Annotated in this window: 14 protein-coding genes; all 14 read right to left on the bottom strand. The window is 62.0% G+C overall.

Going from position 1 to position 19131, the window contains the following annotated elements; all coding sequences use genetic code 11:
- Position 1: 1 nt before the first annotated feature.
- The 14 genes from yjfF to IGS55_RS11545 all read right to left on the bottom strand — a co-directional run bounded on the left by yjfF (position 2) and on the right by IGS55_RS11545 (position 19127).
- Positions 2 to 976, bottom strand: coding sequence for a galactofuranose ABC transporter, permease protein YjfF (yjfF, locus tag IGS55_RS11610; protein ID WP_230518084.1), 975 nt, complete (start codon positions 974 to 976; stop codon positions 2 to 4).
- Positions 973 to 2055, bottom strand: a complete 1083-nt coding sequence (locus IGS55_RS11605) for an ABC transporter permease (protein WP_230518083.1) — start codon at positions 2053 to 2055, stop codon at positions 973 to 975. Before IGS55_RS11605 ends, yjfF begins: the two co-directional genes overlap by 4 nt.
- Positions 2052 to 3593 carry a sugar ABC transporter ATP-binding protein gene (locus tag IGS55_RS11600; protein ID WP_230518082.1) on the bottom strand — a complete coding sequence of 514 codons (1542 nt, stop codon included), beginning with the start codon at positions 3591 to 3593 and terminating at the stop codon, positions 2052 to 2054. Before IGS55_RS11600 ends, IGS55_RS11605 begins: the two co-directional genes overlap by 4 nt.
- A gap of 9 nt (positions 3594 to 3602) precedes the next feature.
- On the bottom strand, positions 3603 to 4565 hold the full coding sequence (locus IGS55_RS11595) for an ABC transporter substrate-binding protein (protein ID WP_034752929.1): 963 nt from the start codon (positions 4563 to 4565) through the stop codon (positions 3603 to 3605).
- A 160-nt stretch (positions 4566 to 4725) separates the two neighbouring features.
- On the bottom strand, positions 4726 to 5751 hold the full coding sequence (locus IGS55_RS11590; protein WP_230518081.1) for an arabinan endo-1,5-alpha-L-arabinosidase: 1026 nt from the start codon (positions 5749 to 5751) through the stop codon (positions 4726 to 4728).
- 65 nt (positions 5752 to 5816) lie between these two features.
- Positions 5817 to 7367 (bottom strand): alpha-N-arabinofuranosidase, encoded by a 1551-nt coding sequence (locus tag IGS55_RS11585; RefSeq protein ID WP_230518080.1) that lies wholly within the window; start codon positions 7365 to 7367, stop codon positions 5817 to 5819.
- A gap of 213 nt (positions 7368 to 7580) precedes the next feature.
- Positions 7581 to 8348 (bottom strand): SDR family NAD(P)-dependent oxidoreductase, encoded by a 768-nt coding sequence (locus IGS55_RS11580; protein ID WP_230518079.1) that lies wholly within the window; start codon positions 8346 to 8348, stop codon positions 7581 to 7583.
- Positions 8349 to 8426: 78 nt separating this feature from the next.
- Positions 8427 to 10004 carry an aldehyde dehydrogenase (NADP(+)) gene (locus IGS55_RS11575; protein ID WP_230518078.1) on the bottom strand — a complete coding sequence of 526 codons (1578 nt, stop codon included), beginning with the start codon at positions 10002 to 10004 and terminating at the stop codon, positions 8427 to 8429.
- A complete protein-coding gene (araD1, locus tag IGS55_RS11570) occupies positions 10001 to 10993 on the bottom strand; it encodes an AraD1 family protein (protein WP_230518077.1) in 993 nt (330 codons plus the stop codon). Before araD1 ends, IGS55_RS11575 begins: the two co-directional genes overlap by 4 nt.
- A 12-nt stretch (positions 10994 to 11005) precedes the next feature.
- Positions 11006 to 12748 (bottom strand): IlvD/Edd family dehydratase, encoded by a 1743-nt coding sequence (locus IGS55_RS11565; RefSeq protein WP_034752921.1) that lies wholly within the window; start codon positions 12746 to 12748, stop codon positions 11006 to 11008.
- A 199-nt stretch (positions 12749 to 12947) separates the two neighbouring features.
- On the bottom strand, positions 12948 to 14018 hold the full coding sequence (locus IGS55_RS11560; protein ID WP_230518076.1) for an aldose epimerase family protein: 1071 nt from the start codon (positions 14016 to 14018) through the stop codon (positions 12948 to 12950).
- Between the two features lie 17 nt (positions 14019 to 14035).
- On the bottom strand, positions 14036 to 14983 hold the full coding sequence (locus IGS55_RS11555) for a glycoside hydrolase family 43 protein (RefSeq protein ID WP_230518075.1): 948 nt from the start codon (positions 14981 to 14983) through the stop codon (positions 14036 to 14038).
- A 24-nt stretch (positions 14984 to 15007) separates the two neighbouring features.
- Positions 15008 to 16360: an MFS transporter gene (locus tag IGS55_RS11550; protein WP_230518074.1), complete on the bottom strand. Its 1353-nt coding sequence runs from the start codon at positions 16358 to 16360 to the stop codon at positions 15008 to 15010.
- 109 nt (positions 16361 to 16469) lie between these two features.
- Positions 16470 to 19127 carry a TonB-dependent receptor gene (locus IGS55_RS11545; RefSeq protein ID WP_230518073.1) on the bottom strand — a complete coding sequence of 886 codons (2658 nt, stop codon included), beginning with the start codon at positions 19125 to 19127 and terminating at the stop codon, positions 16470 to 16472.
- Between the last annotated feature and the right edge of the window lie 4 nt (positions 19128 to 19131).

Raw genomic sequence — 19131 nt, 5'->3', positions numbered from 1 at the left:
ATTAACTCCGATTGGTATTTTTCTGGCCCATGGCCATCAGTCTTTGCACGACGCAAAAGACGAACAGCAGGCCGCCGATGACGATCTTGGTCCACCACGAGCTGAGCGTGCCGTCGAAGGCGATCAGGGTCTGGATGGTGCCGAGCACGAGCACACCGGACAGCGCGCCCGCCACATAGCCGTAGCCGCCGCTGAGCAGGGTGCCGCCGATGACGACGGCGGCAATCGCGTCCAATTCCGTGCCTTGCGCATGCAAGCCATAGCCGGACAGCATGTAGAACGAAAACAGCACGCCGCCGAGCGCGGCGCAAAAGCCGCTGAAGGCGTAAATGAAAACCTTGGTGCGGCCCACGGGCAGCCCCATCATCAGGGCCGACTGCTCATTGCCGCCGATCGCATACACGGCGCGGCCGAACGGCGTGGCGTGCGCCAACCAGATGGCCAAGAACAACGTGATCACGGCGATCACGACGCCGGGCGAAACGAAGCCGCCGAGAAACTGCAATTGCGTCTGCGACATGGCCACGAACAGCGGATCGTCGATAGTGATCGAGTTGATGCTGATCAAATAGCACAGGCCGCGCGCCAGAAACATGCCGGCCAGGGTGACGATGAACGGCTGCAATTTGAAGTAATGGATCAGCGCGCCCATGCCGGCGCCAAACACGGTGCCCAGCGCCAGCACCGTGACGATCACCAAGAGCGGCGGCCAGTGCGCCACGTTCAGCAGCCAGGCGGCGATCATGGTCGACAGGGCCAGCACGGAACCGACGGACAGATCGATGCCGCCGGAGACGATGACAAAAGTCATGCCGACGGCGATGACCAGCAAAAAGGCGTTATCGATCAACAGGTTAAAGATCACTTGCGTCGACAGCAGGCCCGGATAGGCGGCGCCGCCCAGGCCCAGCATCACCACCAGCAGCAGGACCGTGACGAGCGAGGTGAAATACGGGGTGTGCAGCAAACCCTTCATGCTTTTCTCCGATGCAGCAATTGCTTGAATTCCGACGATTGCGACAGGCAGACGAGGAAGACGACGACCGACTTGACGACCATGTTCACTTCCGGCGGCACGCCCAGCGAATAAATCGTGTAGGTCAGGGTCTGGATGATGAGCGCGCCGATCATGCTGCCCACGAGGCTGAACTTGCCGCCGGCCAGCGAGGTGCCGCCCAAAGTGACGGCCAGGATGGCGTCGAGTTCCAGCATCAGGCCCGCGTTATTCGCGTCGGCGCTCTTGATGTTCGAGCTGATCATCAGGCCCGACAGGCCCGCGCAGGCGGCGCAAAACACGTAGACGAAAAAGATCAGCGTCGCCGTCTTGATGCCGGCCAGGCGCGCGGCGACGGGGTTGATGCCGACGGCCTGGATGAACAGGCCCAGGGCCGTCTTGCGCATCAGCACGGCCGTGATGAGGAACACGGCAGCGACGAGGAACAGCGAGAACGGCAAGCCGAACAGGTAGCCGCTGCCGATGAAAAAGAACGGTTGATAATAGACGGTGACGATCTGCCCATCCGTCAGCAATTGCGCCAGGCCACGCCCCGCCACCATCAGTATCAATGTCGCGACGATGGGCTGCAAGCCGAGGCCCGCCACCAGCACGCCATTCCAGGCGCCGCACAGCAGGGCAGCTCCCAGGGCGGCCGCCAGGGCCCAGCCCATGGGGATGTTGCTCACGTAGGTCGGCACGCCGTTGTCCATCACCATGGTGCCGCCGATCAGCATGGCGGCCACCGTGCCGGACAGGGCCACGACGGCGCCCACGGAAATGTCGATGCCGCGCGTGGCGATGACCAGGGTCATGCCCAGGGCCGCCAGCATCAGCGGCGCGGCGCGGTTGACGATGTCGATCACGCTGCCGTACAGGTGACCATCACGAATTTCCAGATGGAAAAAGCCGGGGATGGCAAAGAAAGCCACCAGCAACAGCAGCAACAGCGCGGCCAGGGGCCGGCTCAAGGGGTGGTGCAGAACGGTATGCAAGGCGGACGTACCCGTAGTGGAAGCCGGACGCGCCAGGGGCGCGTTCGATGGCGTGGATAAACTCATGTGGCATCTCCGGCGATCACTTGCAGCACGGAGCTGTCGTCGAGCTCGCCGCGCGCATAGTCGCCGCAGGCTTTGCGGTCGCGCATGACGAGGATGCGGTCACTGCAGCGCAGCACTTCCGGCAATTCGGAGGAAATGAACAGGATGGCCATGCCCTTGCGGCACAGTTTGGCCACATAACTCATGATTTCCTGCTTGGCGCGCACGTCGATGCCGCGCGTCGGTTCATCGAGGATCAGCATGGCCGGCGACGTCACCAGCCAGCGCGCCAGCAAGGCTTTCTGCTGATTGCCGCCCGACAGGCTGCCGATCGGCGTTTCGATGCTGGCCGTCTTGATGCCCAGTGCCTTCACATACTCGTCGGCCAGCGCCTGCTGGCGTTTGAACGGGATGGCGCGCAGCAGACCCGTGCGGGCCTGCAAGGCCAGGATGATGTTTTCACGCACGGACAGCGACAAAATCGCGCCCTCGTGCTTGCGGTCTTCCGAGCAAAAGCCGATATCCTGGGCAATCGCGTCGCGCGGCACGGCGAACTGGCGTATCTTGCCCTGCATGACGATGCTGCCGGAATCGGCCTTGTCGGCGCCGAACAGCAAACGCGCCAGTTCCGTGCGGCCCGAACCGAGCAAGCCGGCCAGGCCCAGCAATTCGCCCTGGCGGATGTGAAAATCCATGGGCAGCAAGGCGCCCTTGCGGCCCAGTCCCTGCGCTTCGAGCACAGTCGGGCCGAAGCTGGCGGCGCCCGCTTCCTGCGCCAGGTCCAGCGTTTGCTCCTGCGTGTCGGCAGCCACGCCGATCATTTTATTGACCAGCGCCAGGCGCGACAGTTCGCTGCACGCGTACTCTCCCTCGCGCTCGCCATTGCGCATGACGGTGATGCGGTCGGAAATGGCGTAGGTCTGGTCGAGGAAGTGGGTCACAAACAGAATCGCCATGCCCTGCTCGCGCAGGCGGCGCAGCACGGAAAACAGCAGATTGACTTCCGCCTCGTCCAGGCTGGACGTGGGTTCATCGAGGATCAGCACGCGGGCCGAAATGTTCAGCGCGCGCGAAATAGCCACCATTTGCTGGATGGCCAGCGGAAAGCTGGACAATTGCGCCGTGACATCGATATCGATCTGCAATTGCTGCAGCAAGGCACGCGCCTGCTGCTGCATGGAACGCCAGTCGATGGCCCCGAAGCGGCGCGGGTAGCGGCCGATAAAAATGTTTTCCGCCACCGACAGGTTCGGGCACAGATTGACTTCCTGGTACACGGTGCTGATGCCGAGCAACTGCGCGTCCGACGTGGATGCGGGGGCGATGGGCTTGCCTTCAAACAGAATCTGGCCGCTGTCGGGCGTGTAGACGCCCGTCAGCACCTTGATCAGCGTCGATTTCCCGGCGCCGTTCTGCCCCATCAAGGTGTGCACTTCGCCCGGATACAGGCGCAGGGCAACATCACTGAGGGCTTTGACGCCAGGAAAGGACTTGCTGATGCCGCGCAACTCCAGCAAGGGAGCTGGCGCGGCGTTGTGTTGCGCTTGCGTATTCATCATGCGGCAAGCTTAGTACTTACGGTTCGGGAATTCCTTGGCGGCCACCTCGGCAGGGAACACGCCTTCCACCGTCGTGATGCGCGCTGGTACGGGCTTGCCGGCCACCACGTCGCGGGCGATCGACATCAATTGCGGGCCCAGCAGCGGGCTGCATTCGACGGTGACGTTCAGTTTGCCGGCGATCATGGCTTCGAACGCGCCTTTGACGCCATCGATCGAGATAATGATGATGTCCTTGCCCGGTTTCATGCCCGCTTCTTCGATGGCCTGGATGGCGCCGATGGCCATGTCGTCATTGTGCGCGTACAGCACGTTGATCTTCTTGCCTTCGGCCTTCAGGAACGCTTCCATCACTTCCTTGCCCTTGGCGCGCGTAAAGTCACCCGTTTGCGAACGGATGATCTTCAATTTCGGATTCTTGCCGATGACTTCCTGGAAGCCTTCCTTGCGGTCGATGGCCGGCGCGGAACCGACCGTGCCTTGCAGCTCGACGATGTTCAGCTGCGCGTCCGGGGTTTTCTTGGCGTGCTCGAGCAGCCATTGGCCGGCGCGGCGGCCCTCTTCCACGAAATCGGAACCGATGAAGGTCACGTACAGCGATTTGTCGGTGACATTGACGGCGCGGTCGGTCAGGATGACGGGAATCTTGGCGGCCTTGGCTTCGCGCAAGACCGTATCCCAGCCGGACTCAACGACGGGCGAGAAGGCGATCACGTCGACCTTTTGCGCGATGAACGAGCGCAGGGCCTTGACCTGGTTTTCCTGTTTTTGCTGCGCATCGGCAAATTTCAGGGTGACGCCATCTTTCTTGGCCGCATCCTTGATGGAGACGGTATTGGCGGTGCGCCATTCGCTTTCGGCGCCCACCTGCGAAAAGCCCATGACGAGGGGCTTGGCGGCAAAGGCGGAAGAAGTAGCGGACAGTGCCAACAACATGGCGCTGGCGAGGAGTGTGCGGCGTGTCAATTTCATTCTTGTCTCCAGTTTTTTTTGGAATACCATCACAGCCGGATGCCGGATGGGCGGTTTTTTATGAACCCATGGTAGGAGAAAGCAACATAGCCATCCAATCAATTCTTTTTCGCTTGTGATACCGATTTGCGTATCACCTGCCGCCCACCCTCTGCCCTGCTTACCGTTTGGCTGCCGGCAATTGCCGGCTTTGATAGCGGTTCAAGCCGCGCGCGTCGACTTGCGGCCAGCCGTCCTTGTCCCACGTCATGGGCAGGATCTTGAGCTTCTGCAAATAATTGTCCGCCGTTTCGTAGGCGTGCAGCACCAGGTAATCCTTGCCGTCGAACGTGTAGGCGCTGTTGTGGCCGAGGCCTTGCCAATCCTTGTCGCCTTTCAGCAGCACCGTGCCGCCGCCCTGCGCCATGTCGCGGCCGTCCTTGTCCAGGTAGGGGCCCGTCACGCTTTTTGAGCGTCCCACGGCCAGGTGATAGGTGCTTTTTTCCTTCTGGCAGCACAAGCCCCAGGAAACGAAGAGGAAGTAATCGTTGCCGCGCTGGAAAATGAACGGCGCCTCGATTTCCTCGGGCGCGGGCTTGAATTCGCCTGCGCGTGGCGGCAGGGGTACGCGGCGCGCCAGCGAGTGCCACTCTTGCGGTTCCGCAATACGGGTCCAGTCCGGCGTCAGTTTCACCAGCTTGATACCATTCCAGAACGAGCCGAACGACATCCACGGCGTGCCCTTGGCATCGGTGATGACGTTCGAATCGATGGCGTTCCACTCGTCGCGCTCGGGCACCGATTGCAGCAGCATGCCCTGATCGACCCAGCGGTAGTCGGGCGAACGGGGATTCAAGGTCGTGTTGACGGTCACGCCGATGCCGGACGTGTTCTTGCCGAAGCCGGACACCGAGTAGTACAGGTAATATTTTCCGTCGTGAAATTGCACATCGGGCGCCCAGATATGGTCGTCAAACGACGGCGCGGCCGTCTTGGCCCAGGTCGGCTGGCCAGAGAAGACGCGCCCTTCCGGCTGCCAGTCAACCATGTTTTTCGAACTGTAGAAGGTAATGCCGGGACCGGTGCTGTACAAATAATACGTGTCGCCTTCCTTGGCCATCACGGGGTCGTGCACGCTGACCTGGGCCGCCTGGACGGGGCTGAAGGCAAGCATGGCCGCCAAGGCCATCATTGTCGAAAATTGCATCGTGTTCTCCACATGGCCAGCCGGCCCGTCATGCGGGCCGGCTGGATACCTCAAAATCGGCAGGTTTATTCGACCGCCACCACCACCACCGCCTTGGCGGGCACCGACACGGTCAGCTTGCCGCCTTGCGCCTGGGCATTGAACGCCACCGGCTGCACGGCTTGCGGTTGCGCAAAGCTGTTGACGGCATCCATCTTGCCGGCGGTCAGCACGCGGCCATTAACGGCTGTCACTTTTTGACCTGCCAGCGCCACGCTCACGTCGACGGCCTTGTGCGGGTTGGTATTGACCAGCGACAGATACACCTTGCCATCCCTGGCGCGCGCGGCCGAGGCGCTCACTTCCGGAATGCTGACCTTGCCCAGGCTGTACTTGCCGTTGCCTTGAATAGCGACCGGCAGCGAGGTGGCGTCCTGGAAGGGCACATACATTTCAAACGCGTGATACGTAGGCGTGAGGAAATATTTGTCCTTGTCGGTGATGATCATCGCTTGCAGCACATTGACCATTTGCGCGATATTCGTCATGCGCACACGGTCCGCGTGGGCGTGGAAAATATTGAAGTTCAGGGCCGCGACGAGGGCGTCGCGCAAGCTGTTTTGCTGGAACAGGAAACCCGTGTTGGTGCCCGGTTCCACGTCGTACCAGGTGCCCCATTCATCGACGTACAAACCCGTCTTTTTCGAGGGATCGTTCTTGTCGATGGCGGCGATATTGTTCTTGATCAAGCTATCGATGCGCAGGGTACGGTTCAGGGTGGAAATCCACTCATTTTCGCCAAAGCCGGTGGCGGCACCCTTCTTTTCCCAGATGCCGGTCGGCACCGTGTAGTAGTGGAAACTGATGGCGTCCATCATGTTCGGCTTGATTTCGCGGCTCAGGGTGCTGGACCAGCTGATGTCGTCGTCATTGCCGCCGCTGGCGATGAATTTCGGGCGCGCGCTTTCCGGCGTCTTCATGAAAGTGTGATAGTGCTTGTACAGGTCGGCATAGTACTGCGGGCGCATATTGCCGCCGCAACCCCAGGCTTCATTGCCGATGCCAAAGTAATCGACCTTGTACGGCTGGGCGCGGCCATTCTTGCGGCGCAGCTCGGCCAGGGTCGATTTGCTGTCCGAGGTCATGTATTCGAGCCATTCGGACATTTCCTGCGGCGTGCCGGAACCGAGGTTGCCGTTGATATAGGTCTGTGCGCCCAGCAGCTCGGCCAGGTCGAAGAATTCGTGCGTGCCGACGGCATTCGACTCTTCCACGCCGCCCCAGTTGGTGTTGACCTTGGTCGGGCGCTTGTCGCGCGCACCGATGCCGTCCTTCCAGTGGTATTCATCGGCAAAACAGCCGCCCGGCCAGCGGACCAGGGGCACGTGCAACTGTTTCAGCGCGCCCAGCACGTCGTTGCGCCAGCCCTTGGTATTCGGAATGGAAGACTCCGGCCCCACCCACATGCCTTCGTAGATGCCCGTGCCCAGGTGCTCGGCGAACTGGCCGTACACGTTCTTGTTGATCACGGCACCGGGCTTGGCCACGTCGATGGTGACCTTGACGGGCGCGGCAAAGGTGCTGCCGGCGGCCATGGCCAGGCTGAGGGCCACGATGCTGGTATGGATGAATTTCATGCTGTCTCCTGTTTTTGTAGTGAAAAGCAAGGGCCGGGTCAACCCCGGCGCAATCTGGATGTGGCGATGCCTCCCCTGCTTCGGGGTTAGTGGCATTCAAGAATGGGGTGGCTGCGGAAAAACCCGCGCCCGACAAAACGTCCAGGCTAGGCGCCTTGCCGAAGACAGTACGACAGTACGGCTAGGCAAGGCAACAACGCCCTGGACGTTTTGTCAGACCCAGCCGGCATCGACGATGAATTCCTGGGAGGAGCACATAGCGCCATCGTCCGACGCAAGGAACAGCACCATGGCGGCGATGTCCTGTGGCATCAGCTTGCTTGGCAAGCACTGGCTTTTCTTGATCTCCGCTTCCGCCGCGTCGTCGACCCACAGGTCGATCTGGCGCTGCGTCATGACCCAGCCCGGTGTGACGGTATTGACGCGGATATTGTGGGCGCCAAAGTCGCGCGCCAGGCCCCGCGTGAGGCCCACGACGGCCGCCTTGGTGGTGGCATACACCGGGTAGCCGCCCGACTTCATGTGCCAGGAAATCGAGCTGACATTGATGATGGAACCGCCGCCCTGGCGCTTCATGCCCTCGAAGACGGCCTGGCACGTGAAGAACATGGGACGCTGATTGATCGCAATGCGCTCGTTCCAGTATTCCAGCGTGACGTCCTGCGCCTGGTGGCGCTGGTCGTTGGCGGCATTGTTGACGAGGATATCGAAGTCGCCCAGCTTGTCGGCCAGTTCAGCCATGACGGCTTGCAGCGATGGAATATCCGTGATGTCGCAATGGCGGAACAACGGTGCCGTCAGGCCCGCTTCGGCCAGGCGGCGGCACAGGGCCTCGCTCGCTTCCACGGCGATATCGACAAACGCCACCAGCGCGCCCTGGGCGGCAAATTCCGCCACCAAAGATTCGCCGATGCCGCTGCCGCCACCCGTGATGAACACGCGCTTGCCCTGCAAGCTGCCATATTTCGCCAATTGCTTCATCTTGTCTCCGCCTGTTTATTTTTTATGTACAACGCGCAACAACAGCGAACCGCACTCAATATGCGGCTCGCCGTGTTGTTATTCCTTGCCCAGCACGCCATCGTGACGGCGCCAGATGCCCAGCGGATTATCGTCGCGCAGCGACTCCGGCAGCAAGTCCTGCGGCAGGTTCTGGTACGACACGGGACGCAGGAAGCGGTTGATGGCTGCCGTACCGACCGAGGTGCTGCGGCCGTCCGACGTGGCCGGGAATGGGCCGCCGTGCACCATGGCCGTCGACACTTCCACGCCCGTCGGGAAACCGTTGGCCAGGATGCGGCCCACGCGGCGTTCCAGCACGGGCAGCAAACGGCGCGCATCGTCCACGTCGCCGGCATCGATTTGCAGGGTGGCCGTCAGCTGGCCTTCCAGGCTTTCCGTGATCGCCAACAATTGCTCGATGTCGCGGCAGGCGACCAGCAGCGAGGCCGGGCCGAAGACTTCGTCGCGCAGATCGTGCTTGGCCAAAAACGCTTCGCCCGAAGTGACGAACAGGGCGGCGGCGCCCTTGCCTTCGTCGCCCGTGTTTTGCACCAGCGGTGTCACGTCGGCGTGCTGCGCCAGGGCGGCGACGCCCTTGGCATAGCTGCTGGCTATGCCAGCGGTCAACATGGTGGCGGCCGGCGCCGGCGCCAGCGCTTCGGCGGCAGCGGCGGCAAACGCCGTAAAGTCAGGGCCTTCCAGGCCCAGCACGAGGCCGGGATTGGTGCAGAACTGGCCCACGCCCATCGTCAGCGAGGCGGCAAAACCGCTGGCGATCGCCGCGCCACGGGCAGCCAGCGCTTGCGGCAACACGAAGACGGGATTGATGCTGCTCATTTCGGCATACACGGGGATCGGTTGCGCACGTTCCGCCGCCACTTTCATCAGGGCGATGCCGCCCGAACGCGAACCCGTAAAGCCGACAGCCTGGATGGCGGGATGCGCCACCAGGGTCTGGCCGATGCCATTGCCCGTACCCGTCAGCAAGGCGAACACGCCGGCCGGCAGCTTGCACAGGGCAATCGCTTTCACGATGGCGCGCGCCACCAGTTCCGACGTGCCCGGATGGGCCGAGTGGGCTTTCAGGACGACGGGGCAGCCGGCAGCCAGGGCCGAGGCCGTATCGCCGCCAGCCACCGAGAAGGCCAGCGGGAAGTTACTGGCCGCAAACACGGCGACGGGGCCCAGGCCGATCATGCGCAAACGCAAGTCAGGACGCGGCGGCGTGCGCTCAGGCAGCGGGCTGTCGATGCGCGCATCGGTCCACGATCCTTCGCGCAGCAAGCCGGCGAACAGTTTCAGCTGACCCACCGTGCGGCCACGTTCGCCTTCCAGGCGCGCGCGCGGCAAGCCGCTTTCCGTCATGGCGCGCACGATCAGGTCGTCGCCCAGCTCGAGGATTTGCGCGGCGATGGTGTCGAGAAAATCGGCGCGTTCCGCATCCGTGGTGGCGCGGAACGGGTCGAACGCGGCTTGCGCCAGACGGCACGCCGCGTCGATTTGCGCGGCGTCGACCATGTGGAAAGCGGGCGCGATGTGCGCGCGCGCGGCCGGGTCCCACGCTTCGAAAGAGCCGCCGTTACCCTTGACGGCGACGCCGCCGATCAATGCATCACCGGTGATATTGAAACTCATAATGTGCTCACTTTCGCAAATTCGGTTGGGAAGACATCGAGGCGGTTGCGCAAGGCAGGGCCAAAGGCCGGCGCTTCGATTTCAAAGGTTTCACCCGGCGCCACGCTCACGCCATCGGCAAAGCTTAACGTTGCCGTGCCGAAGAAGTGCACGTGCACGTCGCCAGGGCGCTTGAACAGCGGATACTTGAAGTGATGGTGTTCCAGGTTGGCAATCGTGTGCGACATATTCTCTTCGCCGCTGACGAACGCTTTTTCCCAGCGCACATTGCCAGCCGCATCGAGCACGCGCGAGGCGCCGGCGATATGCGCGGGCAATTCGCCCACCAGCAGGGCCGGGCCCACGCTGCAGGCGCGCAGCTTCGAGTGGGCCAGGTACAGATAGTTCTGTCGTTCCGTGATGTGGTCCGAGAATTCATTGCCGATGGCGTAGCCGACACGGTAGGGCTGGCCGTCATCGCCGATCACGTACAGGCCGGCGATTTCCGGCTCTTCGCCGCCATCGAGGGCAAAGTCCGGCATGCGCAGCGGCTGGCCGCTTGGGCGCACGATGGAGCCGTCGCCCTTGTAAAACCATTCGGGCTGGGCGCCGGCCGTGCCGTCAGCCGGCTTGCCGCCTTCCACGCCCAGGCGGAACATTTTCATCGAGTCGCTCAGGGACTCCGCGTCGCCGCCGATCTTCTTGTGCATGGCGTCGCGCGCGCCGGCGCTGCCCAGGTGGGTCAGGCCCGTGCCCGTCACGTAGCAGTGCGCTTCGTCGGCGTGGTCGAGCGGCGGCAGCACACGTCCGGCAGCGGCCACGTCCGCATAGGCATGCGTGGTGTTGCCGACGGTGGCGTTGACCAGGTCCGCCAGGCTCACCTTTTTGCGGATGGCGTCTTGCGCCAGCGCATACGTCGTGTTGTAGCCTTCGATGACGCGGATGACGTCGTCTTGCAGCAGGCCGACGAGACGGCCGCCGTGTTCATTCGTAAATTGCAGCAACAGCATGGGATTCTCCGCTTAGTGTGAGTGGCGCGGCACGGCGGAACCGCGATTGCCGACCAGGAAGTCGAAATCGCAGCCTTCATCGGCCTGCAACACGTGTTCGATGTACAGCTGCTGGTAGCCGCTCTTCGGCCCGGGCGCGCTGCCCAGTTCGCGGGCCGCCAGGCGCTCGGCGATTTCCGCGTCGCTGATGTCGATGTTCAGGCTGCCGTTGTGGCAGTCGAGGGCGATCATGTCGCCGTCGCGCACGATGCCCAGCGGGCCGCCGGCCATCGCTTCCGGCGCCACGTGCAAGACGACGGTGCCGTAGGCCGTGCCGCTCATGCGTGCATCCGAGATGCGCACCATGTCGGTGATGCCTTGCGCCAGCAGTTTCGGCGGCAAGCCCATGTTGCCTACTTCGGCCATGCCAGGATAGCCTTTCGGGCCGCAGTTCTTCATGACCAGCACGGAGTTCGCGTCGACATCCAGATCCGGATCAACGATGCGGGCCTTGTAATGTTCAAAATCCTCGAACACGACGGCCTTGCCGCGGTGTTGCATCAGGTGCGGCGAGGCGGCCGACGGTTTCAGCACGGCGCCGCGTGGCGCCAGGTTGCCGCGCAACACGCAAATGCCGCCATCGGCCAGCAATGGGTTGTCCAGCGTGCGTACCACTTCATCGTTGTAGATCGGCGCTTCGACGCAGTTGTCCCACAGCGACTTGCCATTGACGGTCAGCGCATTCTTGTGCGGCAGCAAATCGCCCTCTCCCAGGCGGCGTATCACGGCCGGCAAGCCGCCCGCATAATAAAACTCTTCCATCAGGAAACGGCCCGACGGCAGCAAGTCGACGATGGTCGGCGTGCCGCGGCCTACCTTGGTCCAGTCTTCCAGCTCCAAAGGCACGCCGATGCGGCCGGCAATCGCCTTCAGGTGAATCACGGCGTTGGTCGAACCGCCGATGGCGGCGTTGACCTTGATGGCGTTTTCAAACGCTTCGCGCGTCAGCACTTTCGACAGGCGCAGGTCTTCGTGCACCATTTCGACGATGCGGATGCCCGACATATGGGCCAGCACGTAGCGGCGCGAATCGACGGCAGGGATGGCCGCGTTGTGCGGCAGGGACGTGCCCAGCGCTTCCGCCATGCTGGCCATCGTCGAAGCCGTGCCCATGGTGTTGCAGGTACCGGCCGAGCGCGACATGCCCGATTCGGCCGACATGAACTGGTGCAAGGTGATCGATCCGGCCTTCATCTGCTCGTGCAACTGCCATACGGCCGTGCCGGAACCGATGTCCTTGCCATTGAGTTTGCCGTTCAGCATGGGGCCGCCGCTGACGACGATGGTCGGAATGTCGACGCTGGCCGCACCCATCAGCAGCGCCGGCGTCGTCTTGTCGCAGCCGACCAGCAGCACGACGGCGTCCATCGGGTTGCCGCGGATCGATTCTTCCACGTCCATCGACGCCAAGTTGCGCGTCAGCATGGCTGTCGGGCGCAAATTCGATTCGCCATTCGAGAAGACAGGGAATTCCACGGGGAAACCACCCGCCTCCAGGATGCCGCGCTTGACGTGTTCGGCCAGTTGGCGGAAATGTGCGTTGCAGGGGGTCAGTTCGGACCAGGTATTGCAGATGCCGATGATGGGCTTGCCGTGAAACTCGTGGTCAGGTATGCCCTGGTTTTTCATCCAGCTGCGGTACATGAAGCCGTTCTTGTCCTGCGAGCCGAACCACTCGGCAGAGCGCAGGGCTACCTTCTTTTTTGTCTCAGACATGCCATTCTCCTGGTTGTGCCATGCCGGATCTAATGTCGTCGGCCCGGGCAGCGATGTTGGAATACTAAAGAATCCTGCCATGCCTTTCCAATCAATTTTTAATGCGTTCCGATATCGAAAACGATATCAATAAGCACCAATGAAAACGCCCTGCGGGCGCGTGGCGGCAGGGCTGGAGGGTTTTTGGGGTCTGCGACGATTATTCTGCGGAAAACCGATAGACCGTTTCCGTCTGATACACCTCGCCCGGGCGCAAAATGGTATTCGGGAAATGCGGCTGGTTCGGCGAATCCGGAAAATGCTGGGTTTCCAGGCATAGCGCGCCGCGATAGCGGATGGCGCCCTGCTTGCCCTGCTGGCTGCCGTCGAGGAAATTACCGGAATAAAACTGGATGCCCGGCTCCTGCGTGTACACCTGCATCACCCTGCCGGAAACGGGATCGCGCACGGTGGCGGCCAGGTTCAGTCTATGCCCCGGCTGTTGATTCAGCACAAAGTTATGGTCGTAGCCGCGGCCGATGCACAGCTGCTCATGCGGCAGGGCTATGCTGTTGCCGATGACGGTGCTCTGGCGCAAGTCGAACGGCGTGCCGGACACGTCCGCCAATTCGCCCGTGGGGATCGACCCCGCGTCCACGGGCAGGTAGCGGTCCGCGTTGATGGACAACTCGTGGCCAAGGATATCGCCGTGCCCCGCCAAGTTGAAATAGCTGTGGTTGGTCAAGTTGACCGGTGTGGCCTGGTCCGTCACGGCGTGATAGCGCAGGCTCAGCGCGTTATCGTTGTCCAGTTCGTACACGACGGTGACATCCAGCTTTCCCGGGTAGCCGTCTTCGCCGTGCGGGCTGCTGCGCGTGAACGTGATACCGACGGCGTCGTCCCTGGTGAACGGCGCGGCTTGCCATATGACCTGGTGAAAGCCTTGGTCGCCGCCATGCAAATGATTGGGCGGGTTATTCACGGCCAGCTGGTAATCCTTGCCGTCCAAACTGAAACGTCCCTCGGCGATGCGGTTGCCGAAGCGCCCGATGACGGCGCCCAGGAAAGCGCTGTTGTGCAGATACGGCGCGAGGCGGTCGAAACCCAGCACCACGTCGGCAAAGCTGCCGTCGCGGTCCGGCACGTGGATTTCGCTGATGATGGCGCCAAAGTCGAGCACCTTGACTTGCATGCCCTGGCGGTTCGTCAGGGTAAATACGCTGACGTGCTGGCCATCGGGCAGGATGCCGAACGGCAATTGCGTCACTGAAACAGAATCAACTGGGGTCATGGCGTCGGGTCCAGGTTTTACAGGGTCGATGAGCGGCCAAACACGGGCATGCCTTGCGCATCCCAGCGCAACGGTTTGACAAACGTGTGGCGATCCGGGTTCCACAAGGGGTCGCCAACGATTTCCGTGTAGGTGCGGGCATGGTACACCAGCAATACGCCGTCGCCATCGCCGGCCGTCGTGAAGCTGTTGTGGCCGGGGCCGTAGATGCCGTGCTCGTAGCAGGTGGCAAACACGGGCTCGGGCGACTTGGTCCACGCCGCTGGATCGAGCAGGTCGGCGGAGTCGTCGGCCCACAGCAGGCCCATCGCGTAGTTTTCATCGGTGGCGCTGGCCGAATAGCTGATGAAGATCTTGCCGTTGCGCTTCAGCACGGACGGCCCCTCATTGACCCAGAAGCCGCGGATTTCCCAGTCGAATTCCGGCTTGCTCAGCATCACGGGCGGACCGGCCAGCTGCCACGGCGTGGCCATCGGCGCGATGTACAGGTTCGAATTGCCCTCGATGGCGACATCTTTCTGCGCCCACAGGTAATACAGCACGCCGTCGTGCTCGAACGTGGTGGCGTCCAGGCAGAAGGTGTCGATGCCCGTGTCGATCTGGCCCATGAATTCCCATTCGCCAATCAAAGGATTGGCGTTCGTGTTGCGGATCGCATACATGCGGTGCTGGAACAGTTTATGTTTGATCTCGCGGCTCGGCGCGGCGGCGAAATACACATACCAGGCGCCCTGGTTGAAGTGCAATTCCGGCGCCCACACCAGCTCGCTGTACGGCCCCGTTTCCGGCTTGTGCCACACGTCGACCGTTTGCGCGTCGGCCAGGCCGGCGATACTGTCGGCGCGGCGCAGTTCGATGCGGTCGTACTGCGGCACGGACGCCGTAAAGTAATAATAGCCGTCGCTGTGACGGTAGATATGCGGGTCGGCGCGCTGTTCGATCAGCGGTTTCAAGATGTCTGCCATGTTGCTTGCTCCATTCAATTATTCTTACGCGGAGACAAAACCGCGCTTGTGCATTTCCGACTTCACGCCGCTGTAGTACGTATCACTGATGCGGTACTTGAACATCAGCAAGCCCATCAGCAAGTGGAAGAAACCGGGGATGATCGACAGCATCAGGGCGATGCCGTTCAGGGCGAATTGGGTTTGCTCATGGTTGGGCTGGTAGTCGAAATACGCGAGCAGCACGCCCACCAGGCCGCCCGCCACCGCCATGCCCGCCTTCTGGCAGACGGAGATGCCGCCAAAGGCGAAGCCCGAGACGCGCTTGCCCGTCTTGACTTGACCGTAATCGATGGTTTCCGCGATGGCCGACCAGAACACGGGCGCATGCAAGTCCACGACAAAGGACAGCAGGAAATACAGCGCGAAGGCCAGCACGGTGTCGCTCGGTTTCACAAAGAAATAGATCGCCAGGCTGATCAGCGCGACGCCGATCTGCGTGTAGCGGAACAGTTTTACCTTGCAATAAAACTTGGTGATCCAGGTCGAGGCGATCATGGCCAGGATGGCGGCCACCACGCCGGTCGTGAGGAAGGCGGCCACGGTTTCCGTCCCGCCACCCAGATAGTATTTCGCGTAATAAATGGCGACGGAACCGCGCACCACGTAGCCGATGGTGCCCGTGACGCACACGCCGCACAGCACCAGCCACTGGTCGTTCTGCAGCAGCACTTTCAATTGGTCGAGCAGCGATTGCTTTTCCACCACGTGCACGACGCGCTCGGTGGTGGAGAAATAGCAGAACAGGAACAGGGCCACGCCCATGACGGCCATCACGGCCATGGCTGCCTGGTAACCGACGGCCGGATTGCCGCCGCCCCAGCGCTGCGACAGGACCGGCACGACGATGGTCACCATGAAGGCGCCGATCTTGGCGAAGAACAGGCGGTAGCCGTTGGCCGACAGGCGGTCCTGCGGGTCGCTGGTCAGGCCGCTGATCAGGGAAATGTAGGGGATGCCCACGCCGGCCGTCATGATGGTCATCAGGATATACGTCGAGTATGCCCAGATCAGCTTGGCGTCATACTGCCACTCGGGCGTGCTGAAGACAAAGAAGACGCTGACGCCATACGGCACGGCCAGCCACAGCAGGTATGGACGGTAGCGGCCCGAGGCAAAGCTGTAGCGGTCGGTGATCTGGCCCATGACCAGGTCGGCGATGGCGCCGATGACTTTCACGGCCACGAACAGCAGGGCCAGGTCCGTGGTTTTCAAGCCATAGATATCGGTATAGAAAAAGGTGATGATCAGCATCATCGACGAGATGACGACATTGAGCGCCATGTCGCCGGCGCCGAAGCCGACCTTTTCAACGGTAGATAATTTTTGCGTCTCCATGCTTTCCGTCCATTCTTTTTATGATGAATCGTGCGTGACTGCCCAACTGACAGGGGCGTTGCCGGCCGAAACCATGGCAACGCCCTTGATTTTTTACTGTGCGACCAACTTACATTTTCCAGCGCAGTGATAACCCTACCGTGCGGTCATAGCGGCGCGTGTCGCGCGGATACACGCCCGCAGTGTTCCAGTAATCCTTGAACTTGGTGTCGAGCAAGTTATTCCCATCGAGGGTCACGGTGAACTGCTCGTTGATCTTGTACGACAGCGAACCGTCGAGCTGGGCCGTCGACGCCACTTTCAAGTCCAGGCCGGGACCGCCCTGGTTGTAGCTGTCGACAAATTTCGAGCGCCAGTTGTAGGCCAGGCGGCCCGACCACGCGTCTTTTTCGTACAGCAGCACCAGGTTGTAGGCGTAGCGCGACACGCCCGTGATGGCATGGCTGCCCGTCTCGTCGTCCGTGGTGCCGCTCATGTAGGTGCCGTTCGCTTGCAAACCCAGGCCGCTCAGCAGACCGGGCAAGCCGTCATAAAACTGCTGATAGCCAATTTCCAGGCCTTGCAGCTTGCCGGCGGCCGTGTTGTACGGGCGGTCCACATCATAGGTCTTGCCGGCGATGGTTTCGCTGGAAATGCGTTGCTGGATATAACCGTCGAACTTGTGGTGGAACACGGTGGCCGTGACGGAACCGGCGGGCGCGAAATACCATTCCAGTGCCGCGTCAACATTGTCGCCCGTGACTGGTTTCAAATTCGGATTGCCGCCCGCGCCCGTCGCCTTCACCGTTTCCGTCGAGTTGACGAGGGCCACGCCCGGGTTCAACTGGGAAAAGCCGGGACGGCTGATGGTGCGGCCCGCAGCGAAGCGGCCGACCAGGTCCGAGCGCAGCTTGATTTTCAGGGCCACGCTCGGCAGCACGTCGGTGCTGGCCGTGTCGCTGATGACAGGCGTGTAGACGCCATCCTGCGAACTGTTGCCTTGCAAGCTTTGTTCGGTGCGCACGACGCGCACGCCCAGGGTGCCATCGACGGGGTAGGCGCCCAGCTTGAAGGCGACCTTGGCCTTGGTATAGATCGAATACGTTTTTTCCGTATCCTTGAAGAACGAGCCCGGGTCCATGGCGCGCGCCGCGCCGCTGCCCGTGACGGCTTCGCGGATGGTGCCCGTATTATTAAGCAGGAAGCTGGCGCACGGCGTGTACCACTGCTTCAAGCCATAGTCGGGGCCGCCGCTGGACATCGGTTCCGACAGACAGTTGAGGCCCGGAATCGACGTCACGCTCTGGCGGCCGAACGGAAATACGGCGCCGGACACGTCCGGTGCTTCCGCATTGCCCTCGAAACTCTTGATCGATTCGGCTTCGCGCTTCACGCCGCGCAGGCCGACGCTGATTTCCTTGAAGATGCCGCCGGCACTGGGCGTGTACGCCAGGTCGGCGCGCACGTCGTTCGAGCTGCCCTGGTCTTTGCCGTAGCGGTCGAAGAAGCCCTTCAGATAATAATTCGACGGGTCTTGCAAATCGATGCCCGTGTAGTCGACGTGCAGGGTGCCGTTCTGGTTGGTATTGATGCGGGCATTCGGCACGACAGTGATGGCGTCGAGAATCGGGTTGCGCCAGACATAGGTGCTCTTGGTGCTGGCCACTTCCGACGTAAAACGCCATTCAGGATTGATATCCCACAAGCCGCCCACGGCAAATTGATGCGTCTTCGTCTGATTCTTGTTCGCCTGCGTCGACATGATGGTGTTGACGTTGGTGGACGTGAGGGTTTGCAGCTGGTCAGTGCCGGGAATTTTTGTTGCCGACACGGGCGTGCCCCACCATGGCAAGCCGACAAAGTAATCGGACTCGGCATCGAGCAGGAAGCGCGTGGCCATGCCTTCCGCGTACAGCTCGACGTCGGCGTTCGGGCGCCATTGCAGCACGGCATTGGCGGTTGTGCGGCGGCGGTCGCCCTTGATCGGCAGCAAGCCCACCTGGTCCGGCCCCGTCAAGCCAGGCGACAGGAAACTTTTATCCACGGGCGCCGTATTGAACGCGCGTTCCTCGTGATAACGGTGCTGCTGCTGCGACAGGCCCAGCAGCGCGCCCAGTTCGCCGATGCCCGTCTTCCAGCGGTTCGACAGCATGCCGCTGATGTTCGGGTCCGTGGCCTTGGATTTGTCGCTGTAGACGGCGCGCGTATTCACGCTGGCCGTAAAATCCTTGAAATCGAACGGACGGTTGGTGCGCACGTCGATGATGCCGGCCACGCCGCCTTCGACCTGGTCCGCGCCCTGCGATTTATAGACGTCGACACGCTGCAGCATGGTGGCGGGAATGTCGGCCAGGTTGACGTAGCGGCCCGTGGTGGTGAACAGTTCGCGGCCATTGAGCAGGGTCGTGACATCGCGCAAGCCGCGGATCATGACGGCGCTCGCCTCGCCCGAATCGCGGCGGATCTGGATGCCGGAAATGCGCGCCAGGGTCTCGGCCACGTTATTGTCAGGAAATTTGCCGATGTCGTCAGCCACGATGGAATCGATGACCTGGTCCGAGCGCATCTTGATCTGCTGCGAATTCTGCGCCGAGCGGCGCACGCCGCTGACGGTCACGACAGCCACTTCCGCGGCAGGCTCGGCACCGGCATCGGCCGCCACCACCTCCTGCGCCCGGACCGAAGCCGTGCTCAGCAAGCCAATACCGGCCAATGCCGCAACGGCTGCCTTCAAGGTGAATGGACGAGGGGAAGTGGCCGCGAGCGGGCCGGTGGCGTTGCGCATCATGAAT

This window comes from Janthinobacterium sp. EB271-G4-3-2, assembly GCF_020858035.1.
Taxonomy (GTDB): domain Bacteria; phylum Pseudomonadota; class Gammaproteobacteria; order Burkholderiales; family Burkholderiaceae_D; genus Janthinobacterium; species Janthinobacterium aestuarii.
The sequence above is the reverse complement of the archived record's forward strand: the minus strand, read 5'-3'. Positions and strand labels throughout refer to the sequence as shown.

Bases quoted from the DNA above. Each gene is read 5' to 3' on its own strand.
- yjfF (WP_230518084.1), bottom strand. From the start codon at position 976: ATGAAGGGTTTGCTGCACACCCCGTATTTCACCTCGCTCGTCACGGTC.
- IGS55_RS11605 (WP_230518083.1), bottom strand. From the start codon at position 2,055: ATGAGTTTATCCACGCCATCGAACGCGCCCCTGGCGCGTCCGGCTTCC.
- IGS55_RS11600 (WP_230518082.1), bottom strand. From the start codon at position 3,593: ATGATGAATACGCAAGCGCAACACAACGCCGCGCCAGCTCCCTTGCTG.
- IGS55_RS11595 (WP_034752929.1), bottom strand. From the start codon at position 4,565: ATGAAATTGACACGCCGCACACTCCTCGCCAGCGCCATGTTGTTGGCA.
- IGS55_RS11590 (WP_230518081.1), bottom strand. From the start codon at position 5,751: ATGCAATTTTCGACAATGATGGCCTTGGCGGCCATGCTTGCCTTCAGC.
- IGS55_RS11585 (WP_230518080.1), bottom strand. From the start codon at position 7,367: ATGAAATTCATCCATACCAGCATCGTGGCCCTCAGCCTGGCCATGGCC.
- IGS55_RS11580 (WP_230518079.1), bottom strand. From the start codon at position 8,348: ATGAAGCAATTGGCGAAATATGGCAGCTTGCAGGGCAAGCGCGTGTTC.
- IGS55_RS11575 (WP_230518078.1), bottom strand. From the start codon at position 10,004: ATGAGTTTCAATATCACCGGTGATGCATTGATCGGCGGCGTCGCCGTC.
- araD1 (WP_230518077.1), bottom strand. From the start codon at position 10,993: ATGCTGTTGCTGCAATTTACGAATGAACACGGCGGCCGTCTCGTCGGC.
- IGS55_RS11565 (WP_034752921.1), bottom strand. From the start codon at position 12,748: ATGTCTGAGACAAAAAAGAAGGTAGCCCTGCGCTCTGCCGAGTGGTTC.
- IGS55_RS11560 (WP_230518076.1), bottom strand. From the start codon at position 14,018: ATGACCCCAGTTGATTCTGTTTCAGTGACGCAATTGCCGTTCGGCATC.
- IGS55_RS11555 (WP_230518075.1), bottom strand. From the start codon at position 14,983: ATGGCAGACATCTTGAAACCGCTGATCGAACAGCGCGCCGACCCGCAT.
- IGS55_RS11550 (WP_230518074.1), bottom strand. From the start codon at position 16,360: ATGGAGACGCAAAAATTATCTACCGTTGAAAAGGTCGGCTTCGGCGCC.
- IGS55_RS11545 (WP_230518073.1), bottom strand. From the start codon at position 19,127: ATGATGCGCAACGCCACCGGCCCGCTCGCGGCCACTTCCCCTCGTCCA.